Source organism: Draconibacterium orientale (assembly GCF_900111425.1).
Taxonomy (GTDB): Bacteria; Bacteroidota; Bacteroidia; order Bacteroidales; family Prolixibacteraceae; genus Draconibacterium; species Draconibacterium orientale.
The window spans coordinates 16,263-39,215 of the sequence record NZ_FOHT01000030.1; the positions used below are offsets into that span (position 1 = coordinate 16,263).

The 22,953-nt window shown below is 39.0% G+C and carries 10 protein-coding genes and 2 tRNA genes; 11 read left to right on the forward strand and 1 reads right to left on the reverse strand.

Going from position 1 to position 22,953, the window contains the following annotated elements:
- Window positions 1-200: 200 nt before the first annotated feature.
- Window positions 201-2,009, reverse strand: a complete 1,809-nt coding sequence (locus BMW53_RS15430; protein ID WP_051567556.1) for an SLC13 family permease — start codon at window positions 2,007-2,009, stop codon at window positions 201-203.
- Between the two features lie 315 nt (window positions 2,010-2,324).
- Here BMW53_RS15430 and BMW53_RS15435 point away from each other — a divergent pair.
- From BMW53_RS15435 to BMW53_RS15485, 11 genes are all read left to right on the forward strand, one after another.
- Window positions 2,325-2,400 (forward strand) — tRNA-Lys (locus tag BMW53_RS15435).
- A gap of 288 nt (window positions 2,401-2,688) precedes the next feature.
- A tRNA-Lys gene (locus BMW53_RS15440) sits at window positions 2,689-2,764 on the forward strand.
- Between the two features lie 285 nt (window positions 2,765-3,049).
- Window positions 3,050-4,249 carry a site-specific integrase gene (locus BMW53_RS15445; protein WP_038555218.1) on the forward strand — a complete coding sequence of 400 codons (1,200 nt, stop codon included), beginning with the start codon at window positions 3,050-3,052 and terminating at the stop codon, window positions 4,247-4,249.
- Window positions 4,250-4,992: 743 nt separating this feature from the next.
- Window positions 4,993-9,024, forward strand: coding sequence for a hybrid sensor histidine kinase/response regulator transcription factor (locus tag BMW53_RS15450; protein ID WP_168136383.1), 4,032 nt, complete (start codon window positions 4,993-4,995; stop codon window positions 9,022-9,024).
- Window positions 9,025-9,121: 97 nt separating this feature from the next.
- On the forward strand, window positions 9,122-11,443 hold the full coding sequence (locus BMW53_RS15455) for a family 43 glycosylhydrolase (protein ID WP_038555200.1): 2,322 nt from the start codon (window positions 9,122-9,124) through the stop codon (window positions 11,441-11,443).
- A gap of 97 nt (window positions 11,444-11,540) precedes the next feature.
- Window positions 11,541-14,594, forward strand: coding sequence for a SusC/RagA family TonB-linked outer membrane protein (locus tag BMW53_RS15460; protein WP_038555198.1), 3,054 nt, complete (start codon window positions 11,541-11,543; stop codon window positions 14,592-14,594).
- An 11-nt stretch (window positions 14,595-14,605) separates the two neighbouring features.
- Window positions 14,606-16,099 (forward strand): RagB/SusD family nutrient uptake outer membrane protein, encoded by a 1,494-nt coding sequence (locus tag BMW53_RS15465; RefSeq protein ID WP_074780937.1) that lies wholly within the window; start codon window positions 14,606-14,608, stop codon window positions 16,097-16,099.
- A gap of 86 nt (window positions 16,100-16,185) precedes the next feature.
- Entirely contained in the window at window positions 16,186-18,261 is a 2,076-nt protein-coding gene (locus BMW53_RS15470; protein ID WP_038555196.1) for a LamG-like jellyroll fold domain-containing protein, read from the forward strand.
- Window positions 18,262-18,272: 11 nt separating this feature from the next.
- The gene (locus BMW53_RS15475; protein ID WP_038555194.1) at window positions 18,273-20,336 is read left to right on the forward strand and encodes an alpha-L-arabinofuranosidase family protein; all 2,064 of its coding nucleotides are present in this window, start codon (window positions 18,273-18,275) and stop codon (window positions 20,334-20,336) included.
- Between the two features lie 76 nt (window positions 20,337-20,412).
- Window positions 20,413-21,396 carry a glycoside hydrolase family 43 protein gene (locus tag BMW53_RS15480; protein WP_038555192.1) on the forward strand — a complete coding sequence of 328 codons (984 nt, stop codon included), beginning with the start codon at window positions 20,413-20,415 and terminating at the stop codon, window positions 21,394-21,396.
- 56 nt (window positions 21,397-21,452) lie between these two features.
- Window positions 21,453-22,880: a sulfatase family protein gene (locus BMW53_RS15485; protein ID WP_038555186.1), complete on the forward strand. Its 1,428-nt coding sequence runs from the start codon at window positions 21,453-21,455 to the stop codon at window positions 22,878-22,880.
- The last annotated feature ends 73 nt before the right edge of the window (window positions 22,881-22,953 follow it).

The window sequence follows — 22,953 nt, forward strand, 5'->3', positions numbered from 1 at the left end:
TAACAGCCTGGTATGATTACTTTTTGGGGGATGTTGCTGATATCTACCAATAGTAGGCTGTAGCTATATTAATTTTTTCTCTTCAAACGAATGCAAATATAGAATTTTATTCCGGTTGGCTTAAGGATTGAAAGCTTTTGTCAGGTGATCGATTTCTTTCTTAAGAATGAATTTAAATAAGAGACAAAATGGGGTGTAAGCTAGAAACTCCAGAAGTAGGGAATAAGAAGCATTGACAAGATAAATGCGATTAAATTCAGCGGAAGGCCAATTTTTACATAGTCGCGGAATTTGTAATTTCCGATAGCCTGAATAATAAGGTTTGTTTGATAACCGATTGGTGTTGAAAAGCTGGCCGATGCAGCTATGGCTATGGTTACAAAAAATGGTTTCGGATCGACATTTAGCTGTTGCGAAGCTGCTAGTGCAATCGGAAATACAAGTGCCGCTGCTGCATTATTGGTAATGATTTCGGTAAAAATTGCTGTGATAATATAAAGTGCTGCCATTACACCGATCGGTCCAAATCCTTTTGAGAAATTAATGGTAGTACGCGCAATTGCTTCGGCTGCCCCGGAGTTTTGCATGGCCTTGCTTAGGGCAAAAGCGCAGGCAATGGTAATTAGTACATCCCAACTGATAGCTTTGGTGTATTTCTGATGTGGCATAATTTTGAGCCAGATCAACAGCATGGCAGCCAGAGAGGCAAAAAAGAACATATCTAAAGTTATGCCATCGGGCGACGAGAGGAATTTGCCAACAGTTGTGCCAATAATCATACCCAGCAAAATGATAAATGCCAGCCACTTTTTCCAGAAAGTACCCGTGCTGCGGTAATCGCGAATGTAGGAGGTGAGCAGAAAGATTTTTGAGTCGCCCCAGTTTTCGATAAACTTTTCGGTGGTAAGCAAAACCAGGTTGTCGCCGGTTTTCAGGTGCAGCTTGTCTTTATTGCTGGTAATACGCTCTCCGTTGCGGTGTATGGCAAGTACCACCGCCTGGTAATGGTCGTAAAAGTTAAACTCGTGAATATTTTTGCCAATTGCCGGAAAGCGCGGAGATAAAACAGCTTCGTATTGTTTCAGGTTTTCTTTTGGTACGTTTTTTATCAAATCGATTCCACTTAACTTTACATTCGAATTCGCCAGGATATAGTTAAGGCGATCTGATTTTCCGGCCACAAGCAGAATGTCGTCGGCCAGAAGTTTAAACGAACCTTTTTTAGTTTCAATTATATTACCGTTGCGATTAATGGTTTGAATGATCAGGCCTTTTAGCTCTTTCATTCGTCCATTTTTAACTTCCAGGCCAATCAGATTACTATTTTCGGTAATAATAATGTCGTAGTGGTAATCCTTGTATTCGGTAGAGCTTTTTGAATTAAAGAATATCTTTTCGCCGGGTAACAGCCTGTTGCTAAATACAGTCATGTAAATAGTACCGGCAATGGCAATAAAGCCACCAATCTTTGCCAGTTCAAACATGCTGAAACCTTCGTATCCGTTCTCCAGAATTAAACCGTGAACTACCAGGTTGGTAGAAGTGCCGATAAGGGTACACATGCCTCCAAAAATGGTAGCGTACGAAAGTGGTATCAGAAATTTCTTCGATGACAGGTTAAGGTTCTCCGACCATTTTTTTATGATAGGCGCAAAAATAATAACCACGGGTGTATTGTTCAGAAAAGCGGACAACACCGAAACCGGAAACATAATTTGCGGAATAAGTGAAACCATTTTTCTCCTCTTTCTTGGCAGGTAGGTTTGTGCCAATCGGTTTAGAATGCCCGATTGCCGCACACCTTCGCTAACAATAAACAGAATGCCAATGGTAATCATTCCCTTGTTTGAAAAACCAGCCAGCAATTCTTTGTCGCTTATTGCTCCTGTTGCCATTAGAATGATTGCCGAGGAGAAAAAAACGAGTCCCGGACGCATCAACTCTTTTGCAAGGGCGATAATCGTTAACAATACAATTGCGAGTACAATATATCCTTCGGTACTAATCAAATTGATGCGGTATTAAGTTGTTGCTCTGTTCAAACTTAGTTTTCAAGAAAAATCAAAACTAATATTAAAATTTTTTCTCTCAAATAAATCGTCTGAAATAAAATTGAAACAAAAACCAAACGAATTGTAATTTGTTGTAAATGTGAATGGTGGATGAATTATTCGAGAGCGCTGAGGTGTGTGGTTCTTGAAAATGGTGGCGACAATAAGTTACTAATTTCATTTTTTTTGAAAAAAATAGCTTTGTGATTTGTGTGAAAAGAAATAATGATTACTTTTGCACCCGCCTTTGAGAAACAAAGGTACTACAAGGATGACTCAGTAGCTCAGTTGGTAGAGCACATCCCTTTTAAGGATGGGGTCCTGGGTTCGAACCCCAGCTGAGTCACCAAACAAAAAAGCTTCGAAGAAATTCGGAGCTTTTTTTTATTTACATTTTGCCAATACGCTGCAAAAATTTGGATCAGTTCTAAAATGGATCAGTTCTAAAACCTGGGGGATTTGATATTTTAAGCAAATATTTTAGCTACCCTAAATTGCCTCGTTTTCAGATTATTTGCAGGAAGGAAGGGTGGAGTTTTTATATGAAAATCCAGCAGTTACTGCTACTTTATTTGTATGAAAAAAAATAATAATTACTTTTGCACCCGCCTTTGAGAAACAAAGGTACTACAAGGATGACTCAGTAGCTCAGTTGGTAGAGCACATCCCTTTTAAGGATGGGGTCCTGGGTTCGAGCCCCAGCTGAGTCACCAAGTCGGAAATCATTCCGAACCAAAAGCGCTTAAATCGTTGATTTACAGCGCTTTGTTATTTTGTGGTAATTCATAATAAGTCAAAAAACACCAAAAAAAAGGGGACTAAATCGAGACCCATCGAATTTTGGCTAAAAAATAGGTCTCTTTTTTGTAACTCTCTGATATTCATAATTTAATTTGGTCTGAATTGGTCTCTTTTGCTGTTGTGAGACGGCACTTTTTAGGGTAATTTTACCCAAAAAGAGACCTAAAGAGACCCTAAAACTTAAAAATTTAGGAGTTATGAGAATCAGAATTAGTCTTCTGTTAAAGAAATCAAAGAGTAAAAACAGCGGGAAATGCCCTGTTTATGCGCGTTGTGTGATGGATGGACGAAGAATTGAGCTGTCAACGTCAATTTTAGTGGATGTAGATAATTGGGATAAAACAAGGCAGGAAATTGCCGGAAGTTCTCATGAAGTTAGAATTCTAAATAATCGCTTATTGAAATTTGTATCTGGTATTTATGATATCTATAATCAGTTGGAAGCGGGCAGGGATGATTTTGATATTTACACCATCAAAGAAAAAATTACGGGTACAAGTTCGAAAGATTATTTTATTGAGCTATTTGAGTCAGTTGTCGATTCGATTGAGAAGAAGTTGGGGAAGGGCTATTCTAAAGGTACTTTAAAGCACTATAAAACGTCGTTAACGCGATTGAAAGATTTCGTTAAGGAATTTTATTTTCGGAAAGATATTGAGATAAAAAAGGTAGATTATACTTTTCTGAGTGCTTTTGACATTTACCTAAAATCTAAACACAATATTGGCACAAACACAGTGTGGGGATATCATAGGCATGTGAAAAAGGTGTTGAATGATGCGGTTTCTATGGGGCTAATTGTTCGTAATCCTTATGAAAATTTCAAAGTAAAAAGAGGTGATGCAAATCGGGACTTTCTTACACTAAAAGAAATTAAAAAAATAGAGAAAAAACGTATTCAGATTGATAGGCTTGTCATTGTGCGGGATGTTTTTGTTTTTGCGTGTTACACCGGTTTGTCGTACTCTGACATTGCAAAGTTGAGCTATCATCACATTCATAAAGGTGATGATGGTGAAGATTGGATTATTATCGATCGGAACAAAACAAAGAACCGATGTCGTATTCCTTTACTTCCTAATGCTTTAAAAATTTTGAGAAAATATAAAGATTATGCCTGGAGTGAATCACAAGGCTTATTATTGCCAGTTCGTTCGAACCAAAAAATGAATGCTTATCTTAAAGAGTTGGCAACTATCTGTGGAATTAAAAAGAACTTATCAATGCACGTTGCCAGGCATTCTTTTGCGACCTCTGTTACTCTTTCAAATGGAATACCGATAGAGACGGTATCAAAAATGTTAGGGCATAATTCTTTAAAAACAACACAAGTATATGCTCGAATTGTTGATAAGAAGATATCGGATGATATGAAAGAATTGAAGGCAATTTTGTGAATTGGAATTCATCGTTCTTTTGTTCTCGATATAGTTTCTTTTAAATTGATCATAAATATTTTGAATCGATACATAGTGTAGTGAGTTAAAAGGTTTGCATGAATTATAGTTAGGAAAGTATTTGTTTGACTATTGAAAGGTGCCCAGGACAAGGATACGATTAGTTTTTTAGTGTGCAGAAAGTCAGTGATATAACTTTCCTTTTTTCTTATGCTCTCTTTTGGGTAACTCTATAAATACTTGTTGTTTAATTATTCAAATATCATTTAAATTTATCAAATTTTATCGAGAAGTGATGACTTGATTCCAATAATTTTGAGAGATAAAAGTGCATTAATATTAAGTTCACGTTATCATAAGAATGGCTAGTTCGCTAACAAAACTTGATTTTAAATGCTTCCTATTTTCTACTTTATTATACGCGCAACAATTTCATCTCACGTTCTTGGATTTGGTTCTAAGATTATAAGGAAATTGATATTTTATCGTTGTCATTAAAAACCAGGATTTTGTGCCAATGGTTAATGCGATTAATCTGAATCATTTTCCAGTAATTCTAAATCAATTTACCGAAATATGAAATAATATTTCGTTTTATTGCACGCGTATAATTAGCCAATAAAATGAAGCTCTTGATCTTTTTCTATTTTCTGTTTTCGCCAAAAAAGACGGAAGTTTCAGGTAAATCGTATTTTTGAGGTAGAATGGGAAGGGGAATCATTTATATTCTAGTTTTATTGTTGTTGAGTGTTACAGTCAATGCAATCGAAAAGCGTTACGTTTTCAAGAAACTGAACAACGAAAACGGGCTGACTTACAATACTGTCCATGATATTGCCCAGGAAGAGTCAGGAATTATCTGGTTTGCAACGAAACAAGGACTCAATAAATACGACAGTTATAACATTCGGCGCTATTACAAAGAAGATAATGTAGGTATTCCATCCAACTTTTTTACTTCAGTTCTGATTACAAAAAACAACCGTCTGTTTGCCGGAACCGACAGGGGGGTGATTGAATACAACCGTCGTTTTGACAAATTTGAGCCGATATTGTTCGATGAAAATAATTTGCCGGGGATAACTACATTATTTGAAACTTCTGACGGTGTTGTTTTAATAGGAACTTATCAGGGAATCTATGCCTATCACCCAAAACAGAATTCCATTGTACGGTTCATTTCATTACAGAATGAGAGCATTACATCAATTGCAGAAAGTGATACAAAGACGCTTTATGTATCAACTAACTCAGGAATTTATATTTTAAATACCGACGGTGTTTTACTCGAGTATTTTAACACTGGCAATACTTCGGAACTTCAAACCAATATAATCAATAAGATTTATATCGATAAGGCAGGTAATTACTGGGTAGGAACGGAGAATCGTGGTTTGTACCTGTTTGATAAATTGCAGAATAAGTTTTCGAAAGTTCGGCTTGCGGAATCCGAACAGGATGAAACTACAGTAGTTCGGGATATTGAGGAGGATGCAGAAGGAAATATCTGGATTTGTAGTGAGATTGGAATTTTTATTCTCGATCCATCCACATTTGAAACTGTGAACATTCAGCATTCTTTGGAGAGTTCGGAATATTCGTTAAACGACAATGCTACCTATTGTGTGTTCCGAAGCAAGGAAGATATGATGTGGATCGGGACCTACTTTGGAGGAATAAACTATACTAACCTAAGCAATTTTAAAGGATTTTTCAATATCTATCCTGGCGATGGTGAAAATGAGCTTAGAGGTAAGGCTGTTAATAAACTCTATAAAGATTCGAGCGGTATTTTATGGATTGCAACCGAAGATGGAGGTGTTTGTACCTTTAATACCAAAACCAAAGAAATTCTCAAATATTATCAGCATAAGGGAAATGATGGACTCAGTTCAAATAATATTCATGCCATTTGCGAAGACAAAAATGGGAATATTTGGTTTGGACATTTTATGACCGGAATTGACATTTTTAATCCTAAAACCAACCGATTTAAAAATATTTCGATTCTTCCTGATATACGGTATAGTATATCAGAAAACTCGGTGTATAGTATTTATAAAGACACTAAAGATGAAATATGGGTAGGTACACGGAAGGGCGTATACAAATACGATTATAAATCGGAGAAACTACTGCCGGTTAAAAAAGATGAGTTGGGCAATCTGTTTATTTACAGTGTTTTGGAAGGTGGGAACGGGAATATGTGGTTTTGTATACGGCATGGTGGGATTGCCCGTCTCAACAAAGAAAGCGAATCCATCAGTTTTTACAGGCAAAACGAATTCCTATCAACAAATAAAATCATTGCAGTAAACGAAGACAGCAACGGGAAAATCTGGTTTGGAACGGTTGATGGAGGTGTTAATATTTACAATCCTGAAACTGACTCGTTTGATCATCTTAGTATGGAGAATGGTTTGCCCAATAATACGGTATACGGAATCCTGGAAGATGCCAATAGGCATATGTGGTTAAGTACCAATCAGGGATTGTCCATGTATAATCCGGAAACCAATTCATTCCGAAATTACAACCGCAACGACGGACTAGCACAAATGCAATTCAACTTCGGTTCGTACTACAAAGATTTTGATGGTACGCTTTATTTCGGTCATGTAAACGGTTTGACTTATTTTAATCCGACTGAAATTGTCGACAATACAGTAAAACCACAATTGGTATTTACCGATTTTAAACTGGCAAACGAAAGTGTACGAGTTGCTGAAAAAGGTATTTTAACTCAACCTATTGATCAAACTGAAAAAATTACATTAAGTTATTCTCAGAAAGCTTTTTCCATCAATTTTGTTGCAGTCAATCACATCTCGGCCGGAAATAATAAGTTTTATTATTACCTGGAGGGTTTTGATGAGGATTGGAATGAGATGGGTAACAAAACAAGTGTAAATTATACCAATTTGTTACCGGGTAAATACACATTTCATTTAAAAGCCGAGAACAACGATGGTGTTTCGAGTGCCAACACAAAAAGTCTTGCTATTCGAATCCGTCCACCGTTTTATTTGTCTACCGGTGCTTTTCTATTGTATTTTTTGCTGCTTGTTGGAATTTTTATTCTCTATCGCAAAATTACTATCGACAAAGAAAAAGAAAAGGCTGCACTGGATATGGAGCGAATGGAAAAGGAAAAAATTAAGGAGTTAAATCAGCAACGACTTAATTTTTATACCTATATCTCACACGAATTTAAAACACCGCTTTCCATAATCATTTCGAGCATTGACCAAATATTTGGGCAAAAAGATGTTTCGGATGATTTGAAAGTACGCTTTCAGCGACTGAGTCGAAGCTCAAAACGACTTTCTTTTCTTTTTAACCAGTTAATGGATTTCCGAAGAATTGAAACAAAACACGCCAAACTTATTTTACAAAAAGGTGACATTATCAACTTTTTACGTGAATCGTGTTTGGTATTTACGCCATTGTTCGATGAACACCGCGTAAATTTTGAATTCAAGGCTAATCGTGAAGGCTATGAATATTGGTTCGACCCAGATAAAATTGAAAAGATCATTGTGAATCTTATTTCGAATGCCTTGAAACATACACCTGTACATGGAAGGATTATTTGTGAGGTGAGAATTATCGATGATGTAATTTATGAAGAACAGAAAAGCTTGAATATTTGTATTTCGGATACAGGTAAAGGAATTTCAGAAGAGGAACAACAAAATTTGTTCACGCCTTTTTACATGAATTACCAGCATAACGAACAAAAAAGCGGTTCCGGAATTGGGCTTACGCTGGTAAAAAGTTTGGTAGAATACCTGCACGGAACAATTAAAGTGAGTAGCAGACCAAACGAAGGAACCCGGTTTAAAATTCGATTACCGCTTGATTATAAGGGGATTTCAAATATTAAACTGGAGAACAATAAGGAAGCCATTAATCGGAGTCTTGAGTTGGAAAGCATTGCTGAAGTGAATTCGAAACAGCTTCCTGCAAAACATAAGGCAGATAGCGATAAAGAGTTTAAACTTTTAATTGTTGAAGATACTGTTGACCTGGCCGAAGTTTTAAAGGAGCATTATTCCGGAAATTTCGATGTGAAGTGCGCTCAAAACGGAATAGAGGCCCTGAAAATTGTGAAGGACGAAGAACCCGATATTATTATCAGCGATGTAATGATGCCCGAAATGGATGGCATTGAGTTTTGTAAAAAAATTAAGGCCGACGAGACCACTAGTCATATTGCAGTTATATTACTAACAGCAAAAACCACTCACGAAGATAAGATTGCAGGATTACAGGCCGGTGCGGAAGCATACGTGCGTAAGCCTTTCGACTTGAATGAGTTGGATTTGCATGTGCGCAATTTTATAGAGATGCGTAAAAAGCTGAAAGAGAAAGTGGTTACCGGCGCTCATATTGATTTGGAGAAGTTGAATTTTCAGGATAAAGACAAAGATTTTATTGAGAAAGTATCAACGATCATAAACGAAAATATTGAAAGCGAAACCCTAAATACCGAAGAACTGGCCAAAAAATTGGGCATGAGTAAAACATTGGTTTACCTGAAACTGAAAAAGCTGCTCAATATGTCCGGTTCCGATTATATTCAGTCGTTGCGTTTTAAAAAGGCGATTGAATTAATGGCCGATTCCAACCGCAATATCTCTGACATTGCCTATGAAGTAGGTTTCACCGATCCTAATTATTTCAGTAAGGTATTTAAAAAGGTGTACAAGAAAACACCAACCGTTTACCGTAAAGAATTGCTGGCTAAAATTAAGGGCTTGAATATGAATTGATTCGAAGAATTGGTATTTCTTATTTTCCCTGTTTTTTAATCCAAATTCCAGTATCTAAATCACATTATTTCCGATTCTTGCATCAAACTTTTTACTTATGCAACGAATCAAATCAAGCTTATATCTTTTAATCGTTTTCATTGTTTTTGCCCACGGAACGTTAAAAGGTCAAACATTAAATCCAAAGGTGTCGGCGATGTTCGAGAGTGCCATCGACAGTATCGAACCACCGCTGCCTGTTGTTTCACCATTATTTAAATACCACTTGCGCGATGTGGCAGTATGCAAAGCTCCCAGTGGAAAATATTATTTAACCGGAACTACCGACGATAACTGGGGAGTTGCCGAAGGAATTCGTATTTGGGAATCATCAGACTTAAAAGACTGGCAAATGATTGGCGAAGATGGTTTTGTATGGACCTTTGATAAAGATGCCAGTAATGATGCACAACGAAAAATAAAGATTGCCAATGGACGCATGATTCGTGGCATTTGGGCACCCGAAATTCATTATATCAACAATAACTTCTGGATTACCTATTCCGTTAGCGGTGGTTACGGATCCGGATTGTTAAAAAGCACCACAGGAAAACCTGAAGGACCTTACGAAGATGTTAAAAAAGATGGTGCGATGGTAAAGGGAATCGATGCCACTTTATTTAAAGATGTTGATGGTACCGTTTGGTACATTTGGGGCCCTGGGAATATGAAAAAACTAAAACCCAATATGATGGGGTTTGCCGACAATGAACCACCAGTATTCCCAAAAGATGCCAGTGGTAAAGAAGTGGGTTACGAAGGGGTAAATATGTACTACAAGAATGGTATTTATTACCTGATGGCTGCCGAATGGAATACCGAAAGTCCTAAAAAAGGCCACGTTTTTGGTAACACAGATGTTAACCGGCGCGTTGCCGATGGGCGATATGATTGTATGATCGCGATGTCTGAAAATATTACCGGGCCATATTCTGAAGCGTACATTGCCATTTCACATGGCGGACATAATATGATCTTCGATGATTTTGACGGAAACACCTGGGCAACCATGTTCGGCAATGATGAAGCTGCTGCCCAGTGGCGCGAAAATGCTGCCCTGGTTCAGATGAAAATGGATAAGCAAAGCCACCTTATGCCGGTTATTCCTTACCCTTCTGCAGCCACCGAAAATATGCCTGTAATATTTGTATCTGAGAACGGAAATAACGCGGATGGAAAATCATGGCAGTCAGGTTTTACATCATTGCAAGAGGCTGTTGATGCGGCTGAACCCGGAACACAAATATGGGTAGCGGAAGGCAGTTATGGAACCACCTTAACTATCGAAAGAAAAACAGCGATTTATATCTATGGTGGTTTCAATGGAAATGAAAAAGCGCTGTCAGAAAGAACAGAATTGACAACTACAAAACTTGATGGAGAAAGAAAGACTTCACATGTACTCACAATAACAAATTCAGAATACATCAGAATTGATGGGTTAACCATAACAGGTGGTAAAAATACCGGCGAAACGGCAAAAGGAAACGGTGCCGGAATTTGGCTGGAGAATGGCGGCGAATCAGTTCGGTTTGTTAACTGTACCATCTTCGATAATTACGCAGCAAAAAACGGTGGAGGGATTTATGTTACAAATGGCGCCAGTCCGTTGTTTGTTGGTTGTGACATTATTAACAACGAAGCGCACAATAACGGAGGTGCGGTGTACGTGAATTGTAATGCCGATAATAGCTACCACACTCGTTTTTATAATTGCAACATCAGCAATAATAAAGCACAAGAGAATGGAGGTATTGCGTGGTTTGTTACCGATCAAAAGCAGACCGGCACACTGCGTTTTATCAACTGTTTACTGAATAACAATTTTACCCTGCTTGAAGGAGGAAATATTGTAATGAATGGTGGTGCAACTCTTCTGATGAGTCATTGCACAGTAGTAAATAATAGAGGTATGTCTAAAGGTGCAGCCATCGCTCAGTTAGGTCGTGTGCCTGCACAAAACCGTATAATCAATTCCATTTTTGCAAATAATTACGGCGCAGCACTTTTTGTAGCTGACGCATACGAGGGGGCCGATCCTACTTCGGCACGTAAACAACAATGGACCGAAATTCAAAACAACCTTTTTTGCGATAATCAGATCCTTAGTCTTTGCAGGTATTCATATAAAGCAGACGACTATAAAACAGTGACTGAAATGAATGCAGAGAGCTGGGCTTCAGAAAACCGGGAAGGCAAACCTCTTTTTGTAAACCCCGACAAGAATGATTTCCGCCTGGAACAAGGTTCTGCTGCCATTGGTGCAGGAACCTTAAAGAATGCTTTCCCGATAGATTTTAACGGCGAAAAAAGATTTGAAAACTTTGATACAACAAAGAATAGTATAGATGCTGGTTTTCTGAAGTTCAAGGATGAGTGAAAATCCTGATTAACTCAGATTCCAGTATTTATGAAGCATTATCAAGAAGATAAAAACAAACAGATTTTAATATTGTATAAACTAAATTAATCAATTTATGAACAAGCTAAAACTATTATCTCTGGTCTTGTTTATCCTCCCAGTAACGTTATTTGCGCAGAATAATATTACTGGTGTGGTTAAAAGCGACGACGGAGAAGAACTTCCCGGTGTAACAATTATTGTAGAGGGGACAACTCAGGGAACCACCTCAAATTTTAATGGAGAGTATTCAATTAGCGCACCTGCCGATGGTAACCTGGTATTCAGTTTTATCGGTTACTTATCTCAAACTGTTCCGGTTAACGGACAGTCGAAAATCAATGTTGTATTGAAGCAGGATATTGAAGAGTTGGAACAGGTAGTGGTAATCGGATATGGAACGGTTAAAAAAAGTGATCTTACCGGTTCCGTAACATCTGTAAAAGCTGAAGATCTGAATCCTGGTGCCAATGCATCAGTAGAACAGGCTTTGCAAGGTCGGGTTGCAGGTGTACAGATTTCGCAAAAAAGTAACGAGCCTGGTGGTGGTTTAAGTATCAGTATCAGGGGATCAGGTTCGATCCAGGCTGGTAATGAACCACTGTATGTTGTTGACGGGGTTATCGTTAATAATGGTAGTGTTGCCGGTACCGGTGGGGTTGGCTTTACCGGTAATCAAAATCCAAGAAACCCATTAAACTCATTGAATCCTTCTGACATTGCATCGCTCGAAGTTTTAAAAGATGCCTCTGCAACTGCAATTTATGGTTCAAGAGGATCGAATGGTGTAGTAATAATTACAACTAAAAAAGGTAGCAAAGGAAAACTACGGGTTGGATACGATGGTTATTACGGTATTCAGCAGGTATATAAACCTCTGGATGTTTTAACAGCTACCGAATACAAAGATGTTCTGAACTCAATTATTGATTTAGGTGGTGGAGATGAACTGCAACGTATTGATGAAATTGAAGGCGGCGGAACAGATTGGCAGGACCTGATCTACAGGACAGCAAAAACTCAAAATCATAACATTACTATGTCAGGTGGTGCTGCAAATCTAACTTATTTTTCATCGATTAATTATTTCGAGCAGGAAGGCTTAGTAGAAGGTTCCAGTATGGAACGATTCAATACTCGCATTAACCTGAACTATGATGATAAAGAAAAAATGAGAGCAGGAGTGAATCTGAATGGCTCTTATATTTTCGATGATTTTGCATCAACAGGTCTGGGTATTAACGAAAATGGCGGAGCCATTTACACGGCAATAAATTACGATCCGGTAATTGCTCCCTATACAGAAGACGGCAGTTATCGAAAGTCTGATTTTTTTGTAGGTGATAATCCTCTTGCTATTCTTAATGGAGAAGATGCTGTTGCCGAAACATTCCGCTTCTTTGGAAACACCTTTCTTGAGTATTTTATTTTGCCTGAATTATCAGCACAGGCAAAACTTGGAGGCGATGTCCAGAATGTAAGAAGAGATATTTTTATTCAACCTTATACAGTGTCGGGAGCCGGAACAGGTGGTATCGCTTCTATTCAAACCGGTAGAAAAGACTATGTTTCTGTTGAAGGAACGTTAAATTATAACAAACAATTTGGCGAGAACAGTTTGAGTGGTGTAGTTGGTACAACCTACGAGTATTTTCAAACGAAAACTTTTGCCGGTGATGCACGTGGATTTGCACTACCAGATCTGGGAACCAATGCGATTGGATCCGGCGATCCTTTGCTCAATAATCTTGGCAGTGGCCGCACACAGGCTAAATTCATTTCGTATTTGGCCAGGGTAAATTATTCGTTAAAAGACAAATACCTTTTAACTGCATCATTCAGGGCAGATGGTTCTTCACGTTTTGGTGAAAACAATAAATTCGGTTATTTCCCATCGGCAGCTATTGCATGGAAAATGCATAAAGAAGGTTTTATGGGTGATGCTGAGTGGGTTTCAGAACTTAAACCACGATTTAGTATTGGTAGTACCGGTAATGCATCAATTGGAAATGAGCTGACTTATCAAACATTTTCTGCCGGTAACCAGGTGCTTTTTGGCGACAGTTTTTACAGCACAATTGTGCCTTCGCGAATTTCCAATCCTGATTTGACCTGGGAGAAAGCAGTTCAAATTGACGTTGGTTTCGATTTTGGGTTGTGGGAGAACAGATTAACCGGTTCGTTTGATTACTTTAATAAAGAAACTACTGACCTTTTGGTAAGTATTCCACAACCAATGAACACCGGTTTTACTGGCCAGATACAGAATATGGGGGGTGTTCGTAACCAGGGATTTGAATTGACTTTAAGTTACGACGTTATTCGAACAACAGATTTATACTGGAACCTTTCAGGTAACTTCTCAACCTTGAAAAACGAAGTGTTGAACATCGGCGACCGCGGAGATATAATTCACGGAGGTCTTTCTCAACTTCCCGATTTTGCTATTATTACACCCGGTGAAGCTTTGAATTCATACTACGGATATATTGTTGACGGAATTTGGCAGACAGACGATGATTTTAGCGTAACAAATGATAACGTAAGTCCTGGCGATATTAAGTTTAGGGATATTACTCCTGATGGGACTATAAACTCAGAGGACCGTACTATTATTGGCGATCCAATTCCGGATTTTACTTGGGGACTTACCAGTAATTTGCAGTACAAAAATTTCTCACTCGATGTTGTTATGCAGGGTGTGCAGGGAATGGATAAGTTGAATGGAAACTTAGCCAATTCAATGTTCCCAAATAACTTCAGACAAAACCGGATAGCAACACCATTGCTCGAGCGTTGGACTCCTGAAAATCCATCAAATAAATATCCGTCGTACGTAAATCCGCTTGCTTCGGGAGGTACTTCTGCACTTATCAATTCAATTACTGTTGAAGATGCTTCGTACATACGCTTACAGTCGGTAAGATTGGGGTATGATGTTGCTGTTGAAAATATCAACTTCTTAAATAAACTTTCCTTTTATGTAACGGCCCAAAATCTATTTACTATCACAGATTACCTGGGAACTGATCCGGCATCTAATGCCAGCGGAAGTAATACGCTTGCAGTCGACTTTAATGCTTATCCTATCCCACGTACCTATTTATTAGGTGTAAATGTTGAATTTTAAAAATGGCTAAAATGAAGAAAAATATATTCAAAAAGATATTTGGAACATTGCTCATAATCGGTGCACTTGTTTCATGTGAAGACCAACTGGAAATGTATCCGGTAGCTGAGTTTGCTCCTGGAAATGCTCTGCAGAATGAAGACGGAATTGAAGCATTACTTTTTTCTGCTTACAATAATTATACACCGGGCTCTTCTGTTCGAACTGATATTCTTATTAATGAAGTTACTACCGATGTTGGGCGGGTAAGAATCGGGGCAGTAGAAAGAGAAATGAAGCCTTTTATGGATTTCAACTGGGATGCATCTACCAACCATCTTGGAGGTTTATTCTGGACTCGTCCGTATACTGCAATTCGAAATGCAAATACTTTGCTTGATAATATCGACAATTCTGATGTTGATGAGGATTTCAAAAAAATGGTTGTGGCTGAAGCCAGGTACATTCGTGCATACTGCTATACAGATATGTATAAATATTTTGGACCGGTTCCGCTTCGTACCACTGCAGATCTCACGGTCCAGCCAAAAGAACTGGGATTGCCAACAGAGGAAGAATTCCGCAGTTTTATAGAAACAGAATTAAATGCAGCTGCTCAGGATTTATTGGATCCTGCGGCACAAACTCAGGTAGGAAGAGCTACAAAAGGCCATGCCTACGCTGCACTTACAAAATTTTTGATGAATACGAAACAATGGAGCAAGGTTGTTGATGCTACGCAGGATGTAATGAATTTGAACTATTACGAATTGTTTCCTGAGTACAGGGCGGCCTTCTTTGTTGTAAATGAACCACAGACCAATGCTGCGAATAAAGAAATGATTGTAACCTGGTCGTTGAAAAACGAAAGTGGTGGTTACAATAACGATTATCAGAACGGTGCATTCCCTCCGGGATTTAGAACCTCGGATAATATTCCCGAATTTGAATGGATTGTAGGAATGGCAAATTGGCCAACTCAGTTTAGTATGCGCGATGGTTTTGTTGATTCTTTTGATCCTAATGATGCCAGAAAACAAACTATTATTGAGGATTATTACAACGCAGGAGGAAATCTTGTTAATTTAAGAACTGCAAACACCGATAACTGCAGAAGTCTTAAATATTTTGATAACGAGCAGACAGGTAACTTCAGTGGATGCGATGTACCTTATATCCGTTATGCCGATATTTTACTATGTAGAGCCGAGGCATTGAATGAGTTAAACGGACCGACACAGGAATCAGTTGATCTGATCAATCAAATTAGAAACAGAGCAAAAGTTACGCCATACACTTTAGCAGATGTTGGCGACAAAGCTAGTTTCAGGGATTTGATTTTGGATGAACGTGGCTGGGAATTCTTCTCAGAAGGAAAACGCAGGGAGGATCTGATCCGTCATGGTAAATTTTTGGAATACGCAGAAGATCGTGGTTTAACCACATCTCCTGAACAGGTATATTTCCCTTATCCGTTGGCAGAGGTTGATGCCAATACAGCATTAGACCAACGGGAAGGTTATTAATAGATAGTTTAGTTTGGTTAGTTATCGGGGCTGCATGGGATTCATCGTATGCAGCCCTTTTTTTCACATCATAAAACTGAAATATTATGAATTTGAAATTAAATGCATTAAAAGGTTTTCTTGCCATTTGCCTGATAATAATAACGTTGAAGATTGACGCCCAAGAAATGGGCGTAAATTTTAACGAATCGCTTTTTCAAGCAGAGGATGTTACAAAACTGGCCCGGACAAAGACTACCTGGGTAAGAGGCTTTTTTGATTTCTTTCCCTATTTCGAAGATCAGGACCGTTTGACTGATGTAGATGATCAGCTCGAAGATTTTTTGAACCTGAAAAGTGAAGGGTACAAAACCATTTTGAATATTAAATGGAATTTTCATAACAAATCGTACCCCGATACTACGAGCACTGAAATTGAAGAATACAATGAATTTCTCCAAAACTTTCTGGATCGTGTTTGGGGCAAGATCGATATTATCGTTGTGGGAAACGAACCCTTTATCGAATCGATGAATAATGATGAACGAAACACGCGTTTGGCTCCTTTTTATCAGTACATGTGTAACCGGGTAAATGAATACCGGGAAGAGAAAGAGAATATACCGATTTATTTTGGGGCATTTAACCGTTTATACGATTTCTACCGCGATACTGAGGGAGTGCTTACTATGCTCGACTTTGTAAAAGAAACGCCGTGGATAGAGGGTATTGATCTGCACATTCACCATAAAGAGAATAACGATATTGTTTCGATGTACAGCTATGCTGATGCCAGAATCCGTGACGATCAGAAAATTCTGATGACCGAATTTTCGCTGGTTTTCTATTGGCAAGATCATACCCGCGACCTTATTCCTGCTGAATTCGCTACAAAGTATGGCTATTCATCCGACATGTTAGTGCATCAATACATTTACGAAGCATTGAACAACCGTCGTCCGAAAGCAGAATGGGATGATTTTTTGAGTAGTTGTTCGTGGTTCGAAGAGCGAAAACATTATTTATGGGAAGTATACGAGCTGCTTAGCCAATATGAATCGTTTAATGTGGCTACTTATTCCTACCAGATTAGTTGGGGAACAAATTTCGATGGAAACACAGTGCCCTGGCTGCTGAATAATATTATTAATGGAACGACTGTAGAGGATGACCCTGAGACAGGTGCTAATCAGTTTAATTATGGCTTTATCGACGATTTTTTTAAAATTCAGGAAGTTGAAACTGGTGAAAATAATGAAGTCCCGCCAGCGGATCCATCAAAAATATTTATGCAGTTCGAATTTGATGAAAACCTGGCAGATGCTTCGCCCGAAAATGTTGAATTCAACTTAACAAAGGGAAGTGAAACGTATACCGAAGGAAAGTTCGGCAAAGCATTAAGTTTTAATAATTCGGCATACGTAACAACGCAGGATGCATTGATAAATGTAGGATCAGAAAGCAGTACACTTGGAGTGTGGGTGAAAATGGATCAATCGACCAGTGTGGCCAACGCCGGTATGACAATTCTGCATCAAAAAGATCCGGCCGGTGGAACGCCTCCCGGAAGGATTATGATGGAAATATTAAATGGCGATTATCCCGGCACTTTCGAAAGTGGTTTAAGGGCGCAAAGTTCAGATGTTATTAAACCGGGAATCTGGTATCATCTTACAGTTGTTCACGATGCCGAGAAAGGACTGAAAAGCCTTTATGTGGACGGAGAATTAAAAGGGATTGCTGATTTTGGAACCGAGCAATCGGTTGGGGCTTTTGTATTAGGTGCTTTTAAAAATGAAGAAAGGGCTTTCCTGTACGGAAGCCTGGACGAGCTATTCTGGACCCGTGAAGTACTTAGCCCGAAGCAAATTAAATCGATAATGAGCGAAGGGATTGCAGCCAGTTTTAAAGATCAGGAAACGGCTGTAAACACGATCTCAGATCCATCGGATCTTAAACTTTTCTATCCTAATCCAGCTGCCGGAAGTATTCAATTCACTGCAAAAGTACTGGAAGAAGAAGGACAATTTCAGTTGTTTGATATTAATGGCAGTGCTGTAACAGCACTGCAAGCTGTTCAGTCGGGAACAGTCAAATTACACCATCTCACAAATGGGATGTATCTTGTAAAAGTTATTGCGGATAACAGAACTTATTCCGATCGTTTAATTTTACAAAATTAGCAGCTTACAAAATGAAAATGGTAAAATTATTAACGCTGATGTTTTGTTTTGCACTTATGCAAGACGTTGTTGCGCAGGTACAAATAACTGTTGGTGTCAACAAAAAAGACAAGCCCATTTCCAGAAATTTATTTGGCTTGTTTACCGAGCATCTGGGGCGAAACGTTTATGGTGGAGCGTGGGCGCAGGTTGTTGAGAATCCCGAATTTGTGCCGGCAAGCTATTGGCCGGTTCGTGATTACGGAAACATGATGGAACAGAAACTTCAGCAATCTCAAGAGACTTTTAAGCTGACTAATCTGGTAAATGATTCAAGAAATGGTTTTGCAGCTTACTGGGCTTCCTCGGACAACTTGCATGGCCGGTTGCTAAAAGAAGGAATTCATGATTTTCAGCAGATCGAAACTGGAGATGAAGTTGGTTATATTCAAAGTGGGGTATTTTTACCCCTACACCGAACCGAAGGTTACGAGCTGACTTTAAGAGCCCGTTCCAACAATCAAACAAAAGTGACTTTGCAGATTTTGGATCTTGATGAAAACGTTTTAGGTGAAACAAATTTTGAACTGAATTCAGCCTGGGAAACCAATAAAAAGACAATAAAAGTTAGGACATCTGAACATCAGAAAGGTGACGCGTATTTACTGCGTTTGCTGGTTGAGCCGGGCACTGTAACCGAGTTTGCAAGGATTCTTTGTTTCCCGGATGACCATATCGATGGTTGGGAACCGGAATTGGTGGCATTACTAAAAAATATGAAACTTCCTTTACTGCGTTTTCCTGGTGGAAATTTTGTGAGTGGTTATCACTGGATGGACGGTGTGGGGCCGATTGATGAGCGGCCGGTGCTTCCAAATCCGGCCTGGCACGGAATGGAATGGAACCATGTGGGAACCGATGAATGGATAAACTTATGCAGGTTGGTTGGGGCAACGCCAATGATTTGTGTGAATGCAGGAAACGGAACGGCCGAGGAAGCGGCAAATTGGGTGAGGTATTGTAATGATCCGGCCAACACTTCGATGGGGAAATTAAGAGCCGAAAACGGGCACAAAGAACCATTTAATGTGAAAATTTGGGAAGTTGGTAACGAACTTTGCGGCGAATGGCAGATTGGATTTACTGATGGCGATGATTACGCCAGACGTTATGCCATGTTTGCTCCGCAATTGTTGAAAGCTGATTCGAGCATCTCTTTAGTTGCAAATGGTTTGATTCAGGTGCTGGAAAAATCCGAGTTAATAAGCCGGGGAGTTGATCCGGAATGGAATTACAAACTAATGGAACACAACGGTAATTTGGTGCGTTCTGTTTCAGTTCATTCTTTAGTTGGTAGGGCAGTCGATGAGAATGCCGATCCCGTTGAAGCCTGGAAAGACCTGGTTGCTTTTATTGAAAATTACCCTGATTTCTTACACAATCTGGTTGTTGAACCGATGGAGCAGGCAAATGTTAAACCAAAGGTTGCAATAACAGAACTTATGGATTGGCCACAACCTCGTTCCGTTGGCAATGTAACCAGTATTAGTGGTGCCCTGTGGTATTCGGGAATAATAAATACCTGTATCAGAAGCAATGGCTTGGTTGAATTGGTGACCCGATCGGCATTAATGAACCACGGCGGCGGTTTAAGAAAAGACCGTGGAATTATCTATTCACAGCCGGTATACTGGAGTCATTTTATGTATTCAAGTCAAAACGGAACCATTCCGTTAGATGTTAAAACTGATTCACCAGTATTTGCCAGCACCGGAAAATATGTGATCAATAAGGAGAATATTTCCACAGTAGATGCATCTGCTTTATTGGATGAAACAGGGAATTCTGCCTCAATTTTTATCTGTAACCGCGATGCAGAAACAGCACAAAAAGTGGAGCTGACCATTGAAGGATTCAATCCCAAAAAAGAAGCCGCACTCATGATGATAGAAAGTAATGATCTTGCATTACGAAATAGTTGGGAGAATCCGGAAACGATAGCTCCAGTATTCGACAAAATTACGGTGAAAGGAAACACTGTAAAATATACGATCCCTCCATTAGCATTGGTACGGATTATTTTGGACTCGGAATAAATACTGATGATGTAAAAACACATGCATTTAATGTATGGTAGTAGATTTAAACAAATAATATTAAACGAAAAGCGAAATGAAATTTATTCTTAGTTGGGCGCTTATTATACTGGTTGTTGTAAGGATTTCAGCACAAGAAAAGAAAGAATTGTTTTTTGCCGATCCAACGATTTATGTTGATGGCGATACCTACTATCTTACCGGTACAGGCGGACAAAAAGACCAGCCTTTAGGATTTTCTATTCTGGAATCGAAAGACCTAAAAACCTGGTCGCAACCTGCAAGTACAAGCGGTTCTGTTCACATGCTGCTAACTAAGGGAGATCATGTATACGGCGAACGGGGATTTTGGGCGCCACAACTATTTCGAAACAACGATACGTATTTTTTCACTTATACTGCAAATGAACAAACGGTACTAGCTAAGTCAAACTCGCTGTTAGGGCCGTATCGTCAAAAAAAAGTTGCACCAATTGATGGTTCCGAGAAGAATATCGATTCATTCATATTCAAAGATGATAACGGTAAGTTTTACCTCTATCATGTCCGCTTTAATAATGGTAACTTTCTTTGGGTAGCAGAGTTTGATCTGAAAAAAGGAAAGATTAAGCCTGAAACACTTACAAAATGTTTCAACCAGACCGAAGAATGGGAAGCCACACCCAATTTTGAGTCGGCACCAATTATGGAAGGCCCGACCGTTATCAAACTAAAGAATAAGTATTACCTGTTTTATTCGGCAAATCACTTTAAAAATATCGACTATGCTGTGGGGTATGCAATTGCCGATTCGCCTTATGGCCCATGGATAAAGCAGGAAAACAGTCCGATTATTCATCGATCCATTGTTGGTGAAAATGGTTCAGGGCATGGCGATTTTTTTGAAGGTTTAAATGGCCAGCTCTATTATGTATACCATGTTCATTTTGGTCAGGATCAGGTGAGTCCAAGGAGGACACGAATAGTGCCGGTGGCAAAAGAATGGGATGCTGCCAATAATGTTTACAAATTCAAGGTAAAAGAAGATAAAGTAATAGTGCCGATAATGGAGCAAAAATGACGAAGGTAAGATCATTTTTTTTTGAGTATATTAATTGAACTAAACGAAATTATTTTATGACAAAAACTTCAAGATATTGTTTTATCCTCCTTCTAATTCTGCTTGGATTTCATTTGTATGCCAGTGATGTTAATAGAAAGGGGCAGCCTAATATATTAATTGTTATTGCAGACGATTGCACCCATAGTGATCTGTCACTTTACGGTGGACAAAATGTAAAAACACCACATATTGATCAACTGGCCTCGCAGGGGATGACTTTTAATAATGCCTTTGTTACCATGTCGATGTGCGTGCCTTGTCGTGCCGAATTGTACACGGGCTTGCAACCGGTTAACAGTGGTGTTTGCTGGAACCATGCCATTGCACGCACGGGAACTCAAAGTATTGTTCAATATTTGGGAGAATTAAACTATCGGGTAGGTATTGCAGGTAAAGTTCATGCCGATCCTCGCGAAGTTTATCCTTTTGAAATGGTTGAAGGAGTGGAGCGCAACTGCGTTTCGGAAACAGCGAATTATGATCCTGCCGGACTAAAAGAATTTATGGCAAGAGATAAGGAACAACCGTTCTGTTTGATAACTGCATTGGTGGTGCCTCATATTCCATGGACAGTTGGCGACCCGTCACATTTCAATCCCGAAGAATTGAAACTTCCATCTTATCTTGCCGACAACAAAGAAACTCGGCGCGAATTCGCTAAATACCTGGCTGAAATTGAGGTGCTGGATCAACAAGTTGGAGAAACTATAGCATTGCTTGATGAGCTGAAAATTTCGGATAATACCATCGTTATTTTTACATCTGAACAAGGTGCGCAATTACCTTTTTGTAAATGGACCAACTGGAACAATGGTGTGCATACCGGATTTATTGTACGCTGGCCCGGTAAAGTAAATAGTGGCAGTCGCACGGATGCGCTTGTCCAATACAACGATGTATTACCAACATTACTTGATGCCCTAGGAAACACATCGGATACAGACTTCGACGGTTCAAGTTTTCTGCCCGTGTTATTAGGCGAAAAAGAAACGCATCGCGAATATGCGTATTTCATGCATAATAATGTACCCGAAGGACCGGCATATCCAATACGTTCGGTTACAGATGGTAATTATCATTACATCCGGAATCTAAGCCCGAAAAGCTTATACATAGAACGTCACCTGATGGCACGAATGCCTCTCAATCAGTATTGGCCTTCATGGGTTTTTGATGCTTCTGACGATCCTGAGATACTGGATTTGGTAACCCGTTACCAGAATCGTCCAGCAGAAGAATTATACAATTTGACTGCCGATCCGAATGAAATGCAAAATCTGATCGGGCGTGATGATTTGGGAGAAATAAAACAAAATCTTTCACAAAAACTGGATGAATGGATGAAAGCACAAGGCGATCCCGGAGCAGAAATTGATTCGAGGGAAGAATTGAAGAATGCCCGGCAAGGCAAGCATTTTGATCCGCTGATACTACAAAATTAAATACCAGGAAAGTATGAAGCACCATACTTTAATCTTTCCATTTAATTGACTTAATAGCGTAAGATGTAATCAA